The organism is Bradyrhizobium sp. UFLA06-06 (assembly GCF_054820065.1).
On the sequence record NZ_JADFUD010000087.1, the window covers coordinates 1 to 14,474 of the forward strand.

At 65.9% G+C, this 14,474-nt stretch carries 10 protein-coding genes; 5 read left to right on the forward strand and 5 right to left on the reverse strand.

The window, feature by feature from the left end; translation table 11 throughout:
• Positions 1-180: 180 nt before the first annotated feature.
• A complete protein-coding gene (locus tag IF803_RS38840; RefSeq protein WP_461195778.1) occupies positions 181-1,185 on the forward strand; it encodes an SPFH domain-containing protein in 1,005 nt (334 codons plus the stop codon).
• Positions 1,186-1,226: 41 nt separating this feature from the next.
• The gene (locus tag IF803_RS38845) at positions 1,227-1,673 is read left to right on the forward strand and encodes an NfeD family protein (RefSeq protein ID WP_304498608.1); all 447 of its coding nucleotides are present in this window, start codon (positions 1,227-1,229) and stop codon (positions 1,671-1,673) included.
• Positions 1,674-1,861: 188 nt separating this feature from the next.
• On the opposite strand, the gene IF803_RS38850 is transcribed toward IF803_RS38845, so the two are convergent.
• Positions 1,862-2,197, reverse strand: a complete 336-nt coding sequence (locus IF803_RS38850; protein ID WP_461195779.1) for a winged helix-turn-helix transcriptional regulator — start codon at positions 2,195-2,197, stop codon at positions 1,862-1,864.
• Between the two features lie 87 nt (positions 2,198-2,284).
• Between IF803_RS38850 and IF803_RS38855 the strand changes: the two genes are divergently transcribed.
• Positions 2,285-2,824, forward strand: coding sequence for a carboxymuconolactone decarboxylase family protein (locus tag IF803_RS38855; protein WP_461195780.1), 540 nt, complete (start codon positions 2,285-2,287; stop codon positions 2,822-2,824).
• A 77-nt stretch (positions 2,825-2,901) separates the two neighbouring features.
• On the opposite strand, the gene IF803_RS38860 is transcribed toward IF803_RS38855, so the two are convergent.
• Positions 2,902-3,912 carry a KpsF/GutQ family sugar-phosphate isomerase gene (locus tag IF803_RS38860; RefSeq protein ID WP_461195781.1) on the reverse strand — a complete coding sequence of 337 codons (1,011 nt, stop codon included), beginning with the start codon at positions 3,910-3,912 and terminating at the stop codon, positions 2,902-2,904.
• A gap of 261 nt (positions 3,913-4,173) precedes the next feature.
• Here IF803_RS38860 and IF803_RS38865 point away from each other — a divergent pair, with 261 nt between their 5' ends.
• Positions 4,174-5,853 (forward strand): outer membrane beta-barrel protein, encoded by a 1,680-nt coding sequence (locus IF803_RS38865; protein WP_461195782.1) that lies wholly within the window; start codon positions 4,174-4,176, stop codon positions 5,851-5,853.
• Positions 5,854-6,029: 176 nt separating this feature from the next.
• Here the strand turns inward: IF803_RS38865 and IF803_RS38870 are convergent, their stop codons facing one another.
• Positions 6,030-7,487: a glutamate synthase subunit beta gene (locus tag IF803_RS38870; RefSeq protein WP_461195783.1), complete on the reverse strand. Its 1,458-nt coding sequence runs from the start codon at positions 7,485-7,487 to the stop codon at positions 6,030-6,032.
• A 159-nt stretch (positions 7,488-7,646) separates the two neighbouring features.
• Positions 7,647-12,383 carry a glutamate synthase large subunit gene (gltB, locus tag IF803_RS38875; protein WP_461195784.1) on the reverse strand — a complete coding sequence of 1,579 codons (4,737 nt, stop codon included), beginning with the start codon at positions 12,381-12,383 and terminating at the stop codon, positions 7,647-7,649.
• A gap of 473 nt (positions 12,384-12,856) precedes the next feature.
• Here gltB and IF803_RS38880 point away from each other — a divergent pair, with 473 nt between their 5' ends.
• Positions 12,857-13,672: a hypothetical protein gene (locus tag IF803_RS38880; RefSeq protein WP_461195785.1), complete on the forward strand. Its 816-nt coding sequence runs from the start codon at positions 12,857-12,859 to the stop codon at positions 13,670-13,672.
• A 190-nt stretch (positions 13,673-13,862) separates the two neighbouring features.
• Here the strand turns inward: IF803_RS38880 and IF803_RS38885 are convergent, their stop codons facing one another.
• Positions 13,863-14,339 carry an Hsp20 family protein gene (locus IF803_RS38885; RefSeq protein WP_461195786.1) on the reverse strand — a complete coding sequence of 159 codons (477 nt, stop codon included), beginning with the start codon at positions 14,337-14,339 and terminating at the stop codon, positions 13,863-13,865.
• Positions 14,340-14,474 lie beyond the last annotated feature (135 nt).

Consider the following 14,474-nt stretch of genomic DNA (forward strand, 5'->3'; position numbering starts at 1 on the left):
GGCTGGACCTGATTGTTAACGATCAGTGACACCGGACACGGCTATTCACTTGCATCTGGTAGTCGGACGGCAGCTTCCTATGTGCTAGGGAGAACAACAGCCGGCTGAACCGGCGGAGCGGTCCTGCCGACCAATGCACGACCGTGACTGGCGACGGTCTCGCCGGCCCTGGAGGAATTTATGACTGGCTTCGACGTTTTCGCGATCGCGTTTGTTCTTCTCGTCATCGTTACGCTGTTCGCCGGGATCAAGACCGTTCCGCAGGGTTATGACTGGACCATCGAGCGGTTCGGCAAATACACCCGCACGTTGTCGCCCGGTCTCAATCTGATCGTGCCCTACTTCGATCGCATCGGTCGCAAGATCAACATGATGGAGCAGGTGATCGACATTCCCGAGCAGGAGGTGATCACCAAGGACAACGCCACTGTGACGGTGGACGGCGTCGCGTTCTACCAGGTGTTCGATGCCGCGAAGGCGAGCTACGAGGTCGCCAATCTCAACCAGGCGATCACCGTCCTGACCATGACCAACATCCGCTCGGTGATGGGCTCGATGGATCTCGACCAGGTGCTGTCGCATCGCGACGAGATCAACGAGCGGCTGCTGCGCGTGGTCGACGCCGCGGTGTCGCCCTGGGGCGTCAAGGTCAACCGCATCGAGATCAAGGACATCGTGCCGCCGGCCGACCTCGTCGAGGCGATGGGCCGGCAGATGAAGGCCGAGCGCGTCAAGCGCGCCGACATCTTGCAGGCCGAGGGCCAGCGGCAATCCGAAATCCTGCGCGCCGAGGGCGCCAAGCAGGGTCAGATCCTGCAGGCCGAAGGCCGCCGCGAAGCCGCCTTCCGCGACGCCGAGGCGCGCGAGCGGCTCGCCGAGGCCGAGGCCAAGGCGACCCAGATGGTGTCGGAATCGATCGCCAAGGGCGACGTTGCCGCGCTGAACTATTTCATCGCCGACAAGTACATCAAGGCGTTCGGCCAGCTCGCGGAATCGCCGAACCAGAAGGTCTTGATGCTACCGATCGAAACCTCGAGCGTGCTGGGCTCGCTGGCCGGCATCGGCGAGATCGCCCGCGCTACCTTCGGCGAGAGTGCGGCGTCCGCTACGGCCGCAGCACGGCGCGGCGGCTCGGTCCCGCTGGCCGGCCCACCGGTGCCACCGCCGGTGCCGCCGCAGCGGTGAGGGCGTGACGGCGTCGCGCCCGCAATGGTAGAGGTCCTGTCATGGCCGAGATGTTTTCGACATTGGGTACCTGGAACTGGCTGATCTTCGGCTTCATCCTGATGGCGCTGGAGCTCGCGGCGCCCGGGGTATTCTTGTTCTGGCTCGGGCTCGCGGCGCTCCTTGTGGGCCTGCTGTCGTTCGCTTTCACGCCGTCCTGGCAAACGCAGCTCCTGATGTTCGCAGTGTTCGCCGCGTTGGCGGTGCCGGCATGGCGGCATTTTGCGAAGGGCGCGACCGCGGCGAGCAAGACCAACCCGTTCCTCAACCGCCGCAACGAAGCCCTGGTCGGCCGCGAATTCACCCTGGAGAAACCGATCATCGACGGATCGGGCACGGTGCGGATCGATGACACGGTGTGGCGCGTCGCCGGCCCCGATGCGCCGGCCGGCAGCCGGGTGAAGGTGGTCCGCGCCGACGGCGCGAGCTTGACGGTGGCGATCGCTTAGTTTGACCTGAGCCATCGACGACGACTTCGCCCGAGCGTCGAATGCTGCTTCGGACGAGTAATCCGTAGCCCGGGTGAGCCAACGGGTCGCGCGAATGCGCGCCCGATGACAGGCTCCGCGATACCCGGGGAAACCGGTCCCGCATATCGCTCCGCTCATGCGGGCTACGCACTGACGGTCGCCGCGGTCTAGCTGGCGCCCCGCTTGCTCCAGCGCTCGGCGAAACGATGGAGCGGCGTGAAGGTCTGGAACAGCTCCCGCCCGAGCGCGGTGAGGCCGTAACCATCCTCCGATAGTTCGACGAAGCCGGCCTCGCGCAGCTCCGTCAATCGCGTCTGCAGGATGGTCGGCGAGGCCTCGTCGCACGCGGTGCGCAGCGCGCGCGAGGTCAGCGCGCCCTCCCGGAGCTCCCAGATGATGCGCAAGGTCCAGCGCCGTCCCAAGAGATCGAGCAGCGCCATGATCGGGCGGCCGGTCCGCGAGCCGCGGACGGCGGGTCTTGTGACTGGGCCCTGCTTCGACATGTCGCGAATTCCTTTCGAATCCCTCTTGCGAGTCGCTACAGATATTGTAGCGTAATGCTACATTAAATGTAGCAATAGGATCAGCCCATGTCACGCCTCGCGCCGCTCGATCCGCCCTATCCGGCGGACGTTCAACAGCATTTCGATCGCATCATGCGCGGCAAGCCGCCGCTGCTACTGTTCCGCATGATGGCCGGCCATCCACGCGCCTGGGAGAAGTTTCGCGGTGGCAGCCTGCTGGACCGCGGGCCGTTGTCGCTCAGGGAGCGCGAGATCGTGATCGACCGCACCTGCGCGCTCAACGCCTGCGAATATGAATGGGGCGTCCATGTCACGGCGTTCGGCGCGGCCGCCGAACTGACGGCGCAGCAGGTCTACGCCACCGTGCGCGGTGCGGCCGATGCCGACTGCTGGTCGCCGGCCGAACAGGCGATGATCGCGGCGGTCGATGCGCTGCATGCCCGCGCGACGCTGGATGACGCGGAATTCGCGGCGCTGTCGGCGCATTACGATGAGGACCAGATCCTGGAGATCATCCTGCTGTGCGGCTTCTACCGCACGGTCTCCTACCTCGCCAACGCGCTGGCCCTGCCGCTGGAGACGACGGCGGCGCGGTTTCCGAGGTAATCGCTGTCATTTCGAGGCTCGCGCCAAGAGGCGCGCCCCCAGATGCGCCATTGCGCATCGGGGAATGACAAAAGGGCCTACGCGACACCCGCCCGCAGCAGATCGTGCAGATGGATGATGCCGACCGGCTTCTTGGCGTCGGTCACGATCAGCGTCGTGATCTTCGAGGCGTTGAGCAGCTCCAGCGCTTCGCCGGCCAGCGTGTCGCGGCTGATCGTCTTCGGCGTTTTGGTCATGACCTCCTCGACCGACACCATCAAAAGGTCGGGGCGGCGCAGCTGCCGGCGCAGATCGCCGTCGGTGACGATGCCGACGAGATGGCCGTGGCGGTCGACGATGCCGACGCAGCCAAAGCCCTTGGAGGTCATCTCGACCAGCGCATCGGACATCTTGGTGCCGAGTGGCTTCAGCGGCAGCGCGTCGCCGCCATGCATCAGGTCGCGGGCATATTTCAGGAGCGCGCCGAGCTTGCCGCCCGGATGCAGCACGCTGAAATCGGTCGAGGTGAAGCCGCGGCCTTCGAGCAGCGCGATCGCCAGCGCATCGCCGAGCGCCAGCATCATCAGCGAGGACGTGGTCGGCGCCAGATTGTGCGGGCAGGCCTCGCGGGCCTTCGGCAGCGTCAGCTGCACGTCGGCGGCCTTGCTCAGCGTCGAATCCTTGTCGGCCGTCATCGCGATCAGCGGAATGCCGAAGCGCGCGGCATAGGCGATCAGGTTGCGCATCTCCGGCTGCTCGCCGGACCATGACAGCGCCAGGATCACGTCATCGATCGTGATCATGCCGAGGTCGCCATGGCTCGCTTCGGCGGCGTGCACGAAGAACGCCGGCGTGCCGGTCGAGGCAAAAGTCGCGGCGATCTTGCGCCCGATATGGCCGGACTTGCCGAGCCCGGTGACGATCAGCCGTCCTTTGGCGTTGCCGATCAGCTCCGCCGCGGCCGCGAACGGCGCGCCGAGGTCGGACTTCAGTGCTGCGGAAAGGGCTGCGACGCCGCTTGCTTCGGCATCGAGGGTGCGGAGCGCCGATTGAACGGCGCCGTCATCGGGGCCGGATGATTTGGTCATCAGCGGTTTCGGTTTGGCCATTACGGATTCCAGGGGAGGGGTTTTGCACCCGGGCGTCTCCCTTAGCACGTTCGATTCCGCGATGCGACGCGCGGCGGCCGATCCTCAACGGCTCATTAACCATAATTGTTTTAACTCCATTAACGACGTTTTCCGCCGCCCGGTGGAGTGCGTCCGACAAGCGCATGAATTCGTTGGAGTATTTCCATCGTGTTGCGGCGGCCAGCAAGCGGCCCAGACCGGCGTGGATGCGTTGTCCGCGCGGTTTTGCCATGTCTTGCCATGACTGCTGTGGCGCTGACCGCGGCCACCGGATTCGCCGCGGCCCAGACCGTGACGCCCGATCTGTTCAGCTCCAATCGCCAGAGCCAGGTGATCACCCAGGATTCGCCGCTGCGCCGGACCACGGCCGACGCCAAGGATCCGCTGAACGGCCTGAAGCTGCCCGATGCCGATCGCGATCGCCGTTCGTCTTCATCGACATCAACGACGACGCGGATCGGGCAGGTCCCGACCTACGGGCTCCCCGCGGCGAACGGCGCCTCGACATCAGGCTATGACTCGCTCAACCGCAAACGCCAGAAGCCGAAATATTACCCGGGCCAGGCCAAACCGAAGCCGCCGGTGGGACCCGGCTCGCCGCAGCCGACGCCGGCGCCATTGAACACCACGGGGCAGCTGCGGCTGTCGATCCCGCCCTCGGAGACCGCCAACAAGACGCCGCTGCCGCCGGCGATGGCCGGCACCATCGTCGGCCAGCCGCCGCGCAAGCGGCTCAAGATCGACGACGATCCGTTCGGCGCGGTCGGCGACTACGCCGGCTCGTTCATGGTCAAGACCGCGGTCGAGGTGATGGCGGGCTACGACACCAATCCGGGCCGGCTCTACTCGCCGCAGGGCAAGGCGTTTTACATGGTCGCGCCGGAATTCCTCGCGGTCTCCGACTGGGAGCGTCACGCCGTCGTCGCGGATTTGCGCGGCTCCTTCACGGGCTATGGCTCCGGGCTGACGCCGAATGTCGACGGCACGCCGCTGTCGGCGCCGCTCGACATCGACCGTCCGAACTTCATTGGTCATATCGACGGCCGGCTCGACGTCTCAAGAGACACGCATCTCCTGGGGCAGGCCCGCCTGCTGGTCTCGACCGACAATCCCGGCAGCCCGAACGTGCAGGCCGGCCTCGCCAGATATCCGATCTACACCACCGTCGGCGGCACCTTCGGAATCGACCAGAATTTCAACCGCATGCAGGTCTCGCTCGGCGCCACCGTCGACCGCACCGATTACCAATGGTCGAAGCTCACCGACGGCACCTCGTCGTCGAACGACGATCGCAACTTCACGCAATATGGCGGCGTCGGCCGGGTGAGCTACGAGCTCAACCCGGCGGTGAAGCCGTTCGTCGAAGTGCAGGGCGACAGCCGCTTCCACGATCTCTATCTCGACCGCAATGGTTACGCGCGCAACTCCTCGGGCGGCTACGTCAAGGCCGGCACCTCGTTCGAGTTCACGCGGCTGCTGTTCGGCGAGGTCTCGATCGGCTACGCGATGCGCGATTACGCCGACACGCGGCTCAACCGTCTCGAAGGCCTGCTCACCACCGCCTCGCTGACCTGGACCGCGACGCCGCTGACCACAGTCAAATTCTATTCCGACACCCAGATCGGCGAGACCACGCTGCCCGGCACCTCGGGCGTGCTGTCGCGCACCTACACCGTCGAGGTCGACCACGACTTCCGCCGCTGGCTGACCGGCATCGGCAAGTTCACCTACGGCACGCTCGATTACCAGGGCGACAACCGCAACGACACGATCTACTCGGTGTCCGCCGATTTGATCTACAAGATGACCCGCAGCCTCTGGATCAAGGGCACCGTGCGCCGCGACTGGCTGGATTCGAACCTCGCGGGACAGAGCTCGGCGTCGACGGTGGTGATGCTCGGCGTGCGGGTGCAGAACTGAGCCGACGAGGCATTCACGTTCCGCTGCGATAGCTCGTCATGCCCGCGCATGCGGGCATCCAGTACGCTGCGGCTTCTCCGTTCGATCTCGGACGTCTCTGGAATACTGGATCGCCCGCTTTCGCGGGCGACGACAGTTCAGTGTGTGGAGAGTGCTTGCCGAAAAGGCCGGGGCGCCTACCCCGGCAGATCCGTCTTCCCCATCAGGAAGGTGTCGATTGAGCGCGCGCACTGGCGGCCTTCGCGAATTGCCCAGACCACGAGCGACTGGCCGCGGCGCATGTCGCCGGCGGAGAAGATCTTCGCGCGCGAGGTCTGGTAGTCCTGCAGGGAGGCGCGGACGTTGCCGCGCTGGTCGAGCTCGACGCCCAGCGTCTTGAGCAGGCCCTCGTGCACCGGATGGACGAAGCCCATCGCCAGCAGCACGAGCTCGGCGTCGAGCGTGAACTCGGTGCCGGGCAGCGGCTTGAACTTGTCGTCGACCTTGACGCAATGCAGCTTCGTCACCTTGCCGTCGACGCCTTCGAACTTCGTCGTCAGCACCGCAAATTCGCGCACCGCGCCTTCGGCCTGGCTCGAGGACGTGCGCATCTTCAGCGGCCAGTTCGGCCAGGTCACGCCCTTGTTCTCGTGCTCGGGCGGCGCCGGCATGATCTCGAGCTGGGTCACCGACTTTGCGCCTTGCCGGAACGAGGTGCCGATGCAGTCCGAGCCGGTGTCGCCACCGCCGATCACGACGACATGCTTGCCGCCGGCAAGGATGTCGGCGGCGCCGTTCAGCGGCTCGCCGGAGACGCGGCGGTTCTGCTGCGGCAGGAAGTCCATCGCGAAGTGAATGCCGGAAAGCTCGCGGCCGGGGATCGGCAGATCGCGCGGGGCTTCCGCGCCGCCGGTCAGCGCCACGGCGTCATACTGCTTGGCGAGCTCCTGCGGATCGATCGCACCGGGCGTCGAGCCGCCGACGGCCTTGCCGTAATGGAAGGTGACGCCCTCGGCTTCCATCTGCGCCACGCGGCGGTCGATGATGCCCTTCTCCATCTTGAAGTCGGGAATGCCGTAGCGCAGCAGGCCGCCGGCCTTGGCGAACTTCTCGTAGACATGCACCTCGTGGCCGGCGCGCGCGAGCTGCTGCGCGGCGGCCATGCCGGCGGGACCCGAGCCGATCACGGCGACCTTCTTGCCGGTCTTGACGGCTGCGATCTCCGGCTTCAGCCAGCCATTGTCCCAGGCGCGGTCGACGATCGCGCATTCGATGGTCTTGATGGTGACCGGGTTGTCGTCGATGTTGAGCGTGCAGGACGCCTCGCACGGCGCCGGGCAGATGCGGCCGGTGAATTCGGGGAAATTGTTGGTCGAGTGCAGGTTGCGCGAGGCTTCTTCCCAGTTGCCCTGATAGACGAGGTCGTTGAAATCGGGGATCTGGTTGTTGACCGGGCAGCCCGGCGTGCCCGGCGCGGTCGAGCCGGTGCCGTGGCAATAGGGGATGCCACAATTCATGCAGCGCGCAGCCTGGTCGCGCGTGTCCTTCTCGCTCAGCGGAATGACGAATTCCCTGAAGTTCTTGAGTCGATCGGCGACCGGCTCGTACTTGCGGTCATGCCGCTCGATCTCGAGAAAACCTGTGATCTTGCCCATTGAAACCCGATGCCCCTGCATCATGTGTTCGTCTGTTCTGTTTGACCCTCATCCTGAGGAGCGGCGCGTGCGCCGCGTCTCGAAGGATGGAGGCCCGTGTGGCGGCCTCATGGTTCGAGACGGCGCTGCGCGCCTCCTCACCATGAGGGTCTTTCAGGCTTACGCGCCGATCGCGATCTTCGGCTCGGCGTCGGCGTTGGCCTTCATTTCCTTCAGCGCGCGGCGGTACTCCACCGGCATCACCTTGCGGAATTTCGGCAGCCAGCTCTTCCAGTCGGCGAGGATCTCCGCCGCCTTCTTCGAACCCGTCAGCTTGGCGTGACGCGTGACCAGGACGTGCAGCCGCTCCACATCGGAGTCGAGCAGGTTCTGGAACACGTCGACCCGGCCATGCGCCTCGAGATCGCCGGAGTGGTGGTAGGTGTCGGCGTTGATCATCTCCTCCGACAGCACCGGCTCGAGCTCGACCATCGAAAGGTTGCAGAGCTTGTCGAAGTCGCCGGTCTCGTCCAGCACATAGGCGATGCCGCCCGACATGCCGGCCGCGAAGTTGCGTCCGGTCTTGCCGAGCACCACGACGATGCCGCCGGTCATGTATTCGCAGCAATGATCGCCGGCGCCTTCGACGACCGCGACTGCGCCGGAGTTGCGCACCGCGAAGCGCTCGCCGGCGATGCCGCGGAAGTAGCACTCGCCCGCGATCGCGCCGTACATCACGGTGTTGCCGACGATGATCGACTCCTCCGGCACGATGCCGGAGATCTTCGGCGGCTTGACGATGATGCAGCCGCCCGAGAGGCCCTTGCCGACATAGTCGTTGCCTTCACCCTCGAGGTCGAAGGTGACGCCCTTGGCGAGCCAGGCGCCGAACGCCTGTCCCGCCGTGCCCTTCAGGCCGACATGGATGGTGTCGAGCGGCAGGCCGGCATGGCCGTAGATCTTGGCCACCGCGCCCGACAGCATCGCGCCGGCGGAACGGTCGGTGTTGTTGATCTCTTCCTCGATCTTGACCGGGGCGCCGCGATCGAGCGCGGCCTGCGCCTGCCCGATCAGCCGGCGGTCGAGCACGGCTTCCAGATGGTGGTTCTGGCTCTCCGAGTGATAGATCGTCTGGCCCTTCTCCTCCTTCTGCCGCACGAACAGCTTGGAGAAATCGAGGCCCTTGGCCTTCCAGTGCGAGACCAGCGCGGTCTGGTCCAGCATCTGGACCTGGCCGACCATCTCGTCGAACGTCTTGTAGCCGAGCTGCGCCATGATCTCGCGGACTTCCTCGGCGACGAAGAAGAAGTAGTTGATGACGTGCTCGGGCTGGCCGGTGAAGCGCTTGCGCAGCACCGGATCCTGGGTCGCGACGCCGACCGGGCAGGTGTTGAGGTGGCACTTGCGCATCATGATGCAGCCCGCCGCGATCAGCGGGGCGGTGGCGAAGCCGAACTCGTCGGCCCCGAGCAGCGCGCCGATCACGACGTCACGGCCGGTGCGGAAGCCGCCGTCGACCTGGACCGCGATGCGGCTGCGCAGCTGCTGGCGCACCAGCGTCTGATGGGTCTCGGCAAGACCGATCTCCCACGGCGAGCCGGCATGCTTGATCGAGGTCAGCGGCGAGGCACCGGTGCCGCCCTCGAAGCCCGCGATCGTCACATGGTCGGCGCGCGCCTTGGCGACGCCGGCGGCAACCGTGCCGACGCCGACCTCGGACACCAGCTTCACCGAGACCTGACCGTCCGGATTGACGTTCTTGAGGTCGTAGATCAGCTGGGCGAGGTCTTCGATCGAGTAGATGTCGTGATGCGGCGGCGGCGAGATCAGGCCGACGCCCGGCGTCGAATGCCGGACGCGGGCGATCGTGGCGTCGACCTTGTGGCCGGGCAGCTGGCCGCCTTCGCCGGGCTTGGCGCCCTGCGCCATCTTGATCTGCATCATGTCGGAGTTGACGAGGTATTCCGTCGTCACGCCGAACCGGCCCGAGGCGACCTGCTTGATCGCCGAGCGCATGCTGTCGCCGTTGGGCATCGGCTTGAAGCGGTCGGACTCCTCGCCGCCTTCACCGGTGTTCGACTTGCCGCCGATCCGGTTCATCGCGATCGCGAGCGTGGTGTGCGCCTCGCGCGAGATCGAGCCGAACGACATCGCGCCGGTCGAGAATCGCTTGACGATATCCTTGGCCGGCTCGACGTCCTCGAGCTTGACCGGCTTGCGCTTGTCGTCCTCGGCGCTCTTGATCCGGAACAGGCCGCGCAGCGTCAAGAGACGCTCGGACTGCTCGTTGAGGATCTTGGCGAACGCCCGGTAGCGCTCCTGCGAATTGCCGCGCACGGCATGCTGCAGCGTCGAGACCGATTCCGCGGTCCAGGCGTGGTCCTCGCCGCGGGTGCGGTAGGCATATTCGCCGCCGACATCGAGCGCGCTCTTGTAGATCTGGCCGTCACCGAACGCGTCGGTGTGGCGCCGCACCGTCTCCTCGGCGATCTCGCCGAGGCCGACGCCCTCGATCCTTGTGTGGGTGCCGGCAAAATATTTGGCGACGAAGTCCGCCTTCAGGCCGACCGCGTCGAAGATCTGCGCGCCGCAATAGGACTGGTAGGTCGAGATGCCCATCTTGGACATCACCTTGAGCAGGCCCTTGCCGATCGACTTGATGTAGCGCTTGACGATCTCGTAGTCGTCGAGCGCGCCGGGCAGCCGGTCCTTCATCGCGAGGATGGTTTCGAACGCGAGATAGGGGTTGATCGCTTCGGCGCCGTAGCCGGCGAGGCAGGCGAAGTGATGCACCTCGCGCGGCTCGCCGGATTCCACGACGAGACCGACCGAGGTGCGCAGGCCGGTGCGGATCAGGTGATGATGCACGGCGGCGCAGGCCAGCAGCGACGGGATCGGAATCCGGTCGGTGCCGGTCATGCGGTCCGACAGGATGATGATGTTGATGCCCTCGCGCACCGCGCCCTCGGCGCGCGCGCAGAGCTCGTCGAGCACCTGCTCCATGCCCGCCGCGCCGAAGCCGGCGTGGAAGGTGGTGTCGAGCGTGCGCGACTTGAAATGGGTCTCGGCGACGTCGGAGATCGAGCGGATCTTTTCCAGATCGGCGTCGGTCAGGATCGGCTGCCGCACCTCGAGGCGCTTGGTCGAGGCAACACCCTGCAGGTCGAACAGGTTCGGCCGCGGCCCGATGATCGAGACGAGGCTCATGACGATTTCCTCGCGGATCGGATCGATCGGCGGGTTCGTCACCTGCGCGAAGTTCTGCTTGAAGTAGGTGAACAGCTGCTTCGGCTTGTCCGACAGCGCCGAGATCGGCGTGTCGTTGCCCATTGAGCCGGCGGCTTCCTCGCCGGTGGCCGCCATCGGCGTCATCAGGATCGCGATGTCTTCCTGGCTGTAGCCGAACGCCTGCTGGCGATCGAGCAGCGGCAGGTTGGAACGCACGCCCTTGGCCGGCGCATCCGGCAGCTCCTCGAGCTGGATCTGGGTGCGATGCAGCCAGTCGCTGTAGGGATGGCTCTTGGCGAGGTCGGCCTTGATCTCGTCGTCGGGAATCAGGCGGCCCTGCTCGAGGTCGACGAGCAGCATCTTGCCGGGCTGCAGCCGCCACTTGGTGACGATCTGGTCCTCCGGAATCTTCAGCACGCCCATTTCGGACGCCATCACGATGCGGTCGTCCTTGGTGACGAGATAGCGCGCCGGGCGCAGGCCGTTGCGATCGAGCGTGGCGCCGATCTTGCGGCCGTCGGTGAAGGCGATCGCGGCCGGGCCGTCCCACGGCTCCATCAGTGCGGCATGATATTCATAGAACGCGCGGCGCTGCTCATCCATCAGGGGATTGCCGGCCCACGCTTCCGGAATCATCATCATCACGGCGTGCGGCAGCGAGTACCCGCCCTGCACCAGGAATTCGAGCGCGTTGTCGAAGCAGGCGGTGTCGCTCTGGCCTTCATAGGAGATCGGCCAGAGGCGGCTGATGTCCTTGCCGTAGAGCTCCGAATGCACCGAAGCCTGCCGCGCCGCCATCCAGTTGACGTTGCCGCGCAGCGTGTTGATTTCGCCGTTATGGGCGATCATCCGGTACGGATGCGCCAGCGACCAGGTCGGGAAGGTGTTGGTCGAGAAGCGCTGATGCACCAGCGCAAGCGCGCTGTCGAAGTCGGCCTCATGCAGGTCGGGATAGTACTTGCCGAGCTGGTCGGCGAGGAACATGCCCTTGTAGATCACGGTGCGGCATGACAGCGAGCACGGATAGTACCCCGCCATGCCGCGGTCGCGGCGCTGATAGATCGCCTGCGAGATCGACTTGCGCAGGATGTAGAGGTGGCGCTCGAAATCGTCCTCGGTCTTGGCCGCGCCATTGCGGCCGATGAAGACCTGCATGTGGTAGGGCTCGGTCGGCTTCACGGTGACGCCGAGCGAGGAATTGTCACTGGGCACGTCGCGCCAGCCGAGCAGCTTGAAGCCCTCGTTCTTGATCTCGTCGGCGATGATGCTCTTGATCACGTTACGCCACGCGGCATCGCGCGGCATGAACAGCGCGCCGATGGCGTATTCGCCGGGCTGCGGCAGCTTGAAGCCGAGCTCCCCGGTCTTGCGCGCGAAGAAGGCGTGCGGGATCTGCACCAGGATGCCGGCGCCGTCACCGGCGCGCGGATCGGCGCCGACGGCGCCGCGATGCTCGAGGTTGCACAGGATGTTCAGCGCGTCGGAGACGATCTGGTGCGACTTCTGGCCCTTGATGTTGGCGATGAAGCCGACGCCGCAGGAATCCTTTTCCAGACTCGGATCAAACAGGCCTTCGGCTTCCGGGCGCCAAGTATGCAACTCACGCGCGGGCTCGGCGGCTTTCGAGTCCGCGGTCGCCGACAGCGTTCCTGCCACGATGTTTTCGCGCTCGAATTCCGACCCGCTCATGTGTCCTCTCCCTTTCGTAAGGGCCCCACCATATTTGGCGCACCTTGGACGTTGCGGCACCCACCGGGCCACCGCTCGTCCGCCGCGAGCCTCATTTTCCTAAATTCAGACGACGGGCGTTTCAACGTCCCCTGAGGGACGGCCCTGCCTGCAGCATTCTCGGAGCTCGGGGCGCCGAGGTCTCGTTGCAATCCCTATGCCGGGATGGCCGCGCAATTGAGACAGCTTTACTGTCCTAACTACGACCTTGCCAAATTTTTGTCTATCACACAAGCGCGAGGAAGTCCTCGCCCGCATGCTCGGATCGAACGGCTCGGCGGGCCGCGCCGCGCCCCTGATTCGAAGCAAACACGCCGTGATCTGGCCCAAGGAGCGACCAAGGACCGCCGAATTTGAAACTGAAATTTTGCCCCGGGGCAAGCCGGCAAGAGAGCGGGAACGCTCCCAAGGGCGGGCAGACAGGAGTTACGGCGATGAAGTTGTTCACAGGTTCGGTTGCTGCCGCGGCCCTCGCGCTCAGCGCAGCCGCGGCCGAGGCCCAGCTGGCGACGCCCGCCCGGATCGGCAACCCGCTTTTGGTCAGGGTATCCGACATGGCCGGGCCCTATGCCGCCATGCCCGAGGTTCCGCCGCCGCCGCGCTACGGCCGTGTGCCGAGCCTGTTGCCGCCGGTCGAGGTCTACACCGTGCTCCGCGAGAACGGCTATCTGCCGCTTGGCGCGCCCCGGCAGCGCGGGTTCGTCTACACGATCTCGGTGATCGACCAGGGCGGCGACGACGGCCGGCTGGTGATCGATGCGCGCGACGGCCACATCATCCGCTTCACGCCGGCCTCTCGGCTCGGCGACAATTACGAAGAGGAAATGAGCGCGACCGACGGTCCCGCCGGGCCGATGCCGCGGCCGATCCAGGCCCGGGTGCCGCGCCCGCCGCTCCCGATCCCGCATGTCGCCAGCCGCGTGCCGGTGCCCAAACGCAGTCCGCTCTCGGCCAAGGCCCAGGCTCCGGCCGCCCAGGCTCCGGCGGCTCAGGTTCCGGCGGCGGCAGCTCAGGCTCCCACCCCGGCGGCTCAGGCCGCCGTTCCGCAGGCGGCCACGCCGCAGCCTGCCCAGGCGGCCGCACCCGCGCCGGCCGAGCAAGCCCCGAAGCCGGCCGAGGCCCCGGCTGCCCCGCAAGCCGTCCAGCAAGCCGAGGCTCCGACCGTTGGTCAGGGTGCTCCACCGCCGGCTGCGCCGGCGCCCGCGATCCTGCCGACCCAGGCAATGCCCAAGGTGCAGGGATTGGAGTGAGATCCGTAGCCCGGATGGAGCGCAGCGAAATCCGGGGACGTCTCGGCGACAAGACCTTCCCGGATTGCGCTTCGCTCCATCCGGGCTACGAAGGCCTGAACTGGGCCACGGCCCGCCGCAACAAAAAACGCCCCGGTTTCCCGGGGCGTTTTCGCGATCAGCCAATATCTGCTGACGCGGGGCTTGTTGCTTAGGCGGCGACCTTGCCGGCCGAGCCGTCAACGACCTGCGGGGCCTTCTCGCCGCCGCCGATCGGAATGCTGCGGGGCTTCTTGGCCTCGGGAATCTCGCGGACGAGATCGACGTGGAGCAGACCGTTCTCGAGCGAGGCGTTCTTCACCTGCACGAAGTCGGCAAGCTGGAAGACGCGCTCGAAGGCGCGGGAGGCGATGCCGCGATAGAGCACTTCGGAGCCGTTGCCGGAGTTCTCGTTGGCGCTCTTCTCGCCCTTGATCGTCAGCGTGTTCTCCTTCGCGACGATCGAAAGATCGGCCTGCGAGAAGCCGGAGACCGCAACGCTAATCCGGTAAGCATTCTCGCCGGTGCGCTCGATGTTGTAGGGGGGATAGCCGGGGCTGCCGTCCGAGGTCACCTGATCGAGCAGGTTGAAGAGGCGGTCGAAGCCGACGGTGGAACGATAAAACGGAGTGAGGTCGTAGCTACGCATAGGAATAGTCCTCCATTGAGCGACTGTTTCAGTTACCCGCCCGCCATCGGGCCGGGCTTAGATGTGTGCAGCCTGATGTTTCGGTTCCGAAACACTGGTAGCGGCCTGCACGGAGGTGATATGGGAGGGGTCACG

Coding starts and splice junctions, on each gene's coding strand:
- IF803_RS38840 (WP_461195778.1), top strand. CDS start 181: ATGACTGGCTTCGACGTTTTCGCGATCGCGTTTGTTCTTCTCGTCATC.
- IF803_RS38845 (WP_304498608.1), top strand. CDS start 1,227: ATGGCCGAGATGTTTTCGACATTGGGTACCTGGAACTGGCTGATCTTC.
- IF803_RS38850 (WP_461195779.1), bottom strand. CDS start 2,197: ATGTCGAAGCAGGGCCCAGTCACAAGACCCGCCGTCCGCGGCTCGCGG.
- IF803_RS38855 (WP_461195780.1), top strand. CDS start 2,285: ATGTCACGCCTCGCGCCGCTCGATCCGCCCTATCCGGCGGACGTTCAA.
- IF803_RS38860 (WP_461195781.1), bottom strand. CDS start 3,912: ATGGCCAAACCGAAACCGCTGATGACCAAATCATCCGGCCCCGATGAC.
- IF803_RS38865 (WP_461195782.1), top strand. CDS start 4,174: ATGACTGCTGTGGCGCTGACCGCGGCCACCGGATTCGCCGCGGCCCAG.
- IF803_RS38870 (WP_461195783.1), bottom strand. CDS start 7,487: ATGGGCAAGATCACAGGTTTTCTCGAGATCGAGCGGCATGACCGCAAG.
- gltB (WP_461195784.1), bottom strand. CDS start 12,383: ATGAGCGGGTCGGAATTCGAGCGCGAAAACATCGTGGCAGGAACGCTG.
- IF803_RS38880 (WP_461195785.1), top strand. CDS start 12,857: ATGAAGTTGTTCACAGGTTCGGTTGCTGCCGCGGCCCTCGCGCTCAGC.
- IF803_RS38885 (WP_461195786.1), bottom strand. CDS start 14,339: ATGCGTAGCTACGACCTCACTCCGTTTTATCGTTCCACCGTCGGCTTC.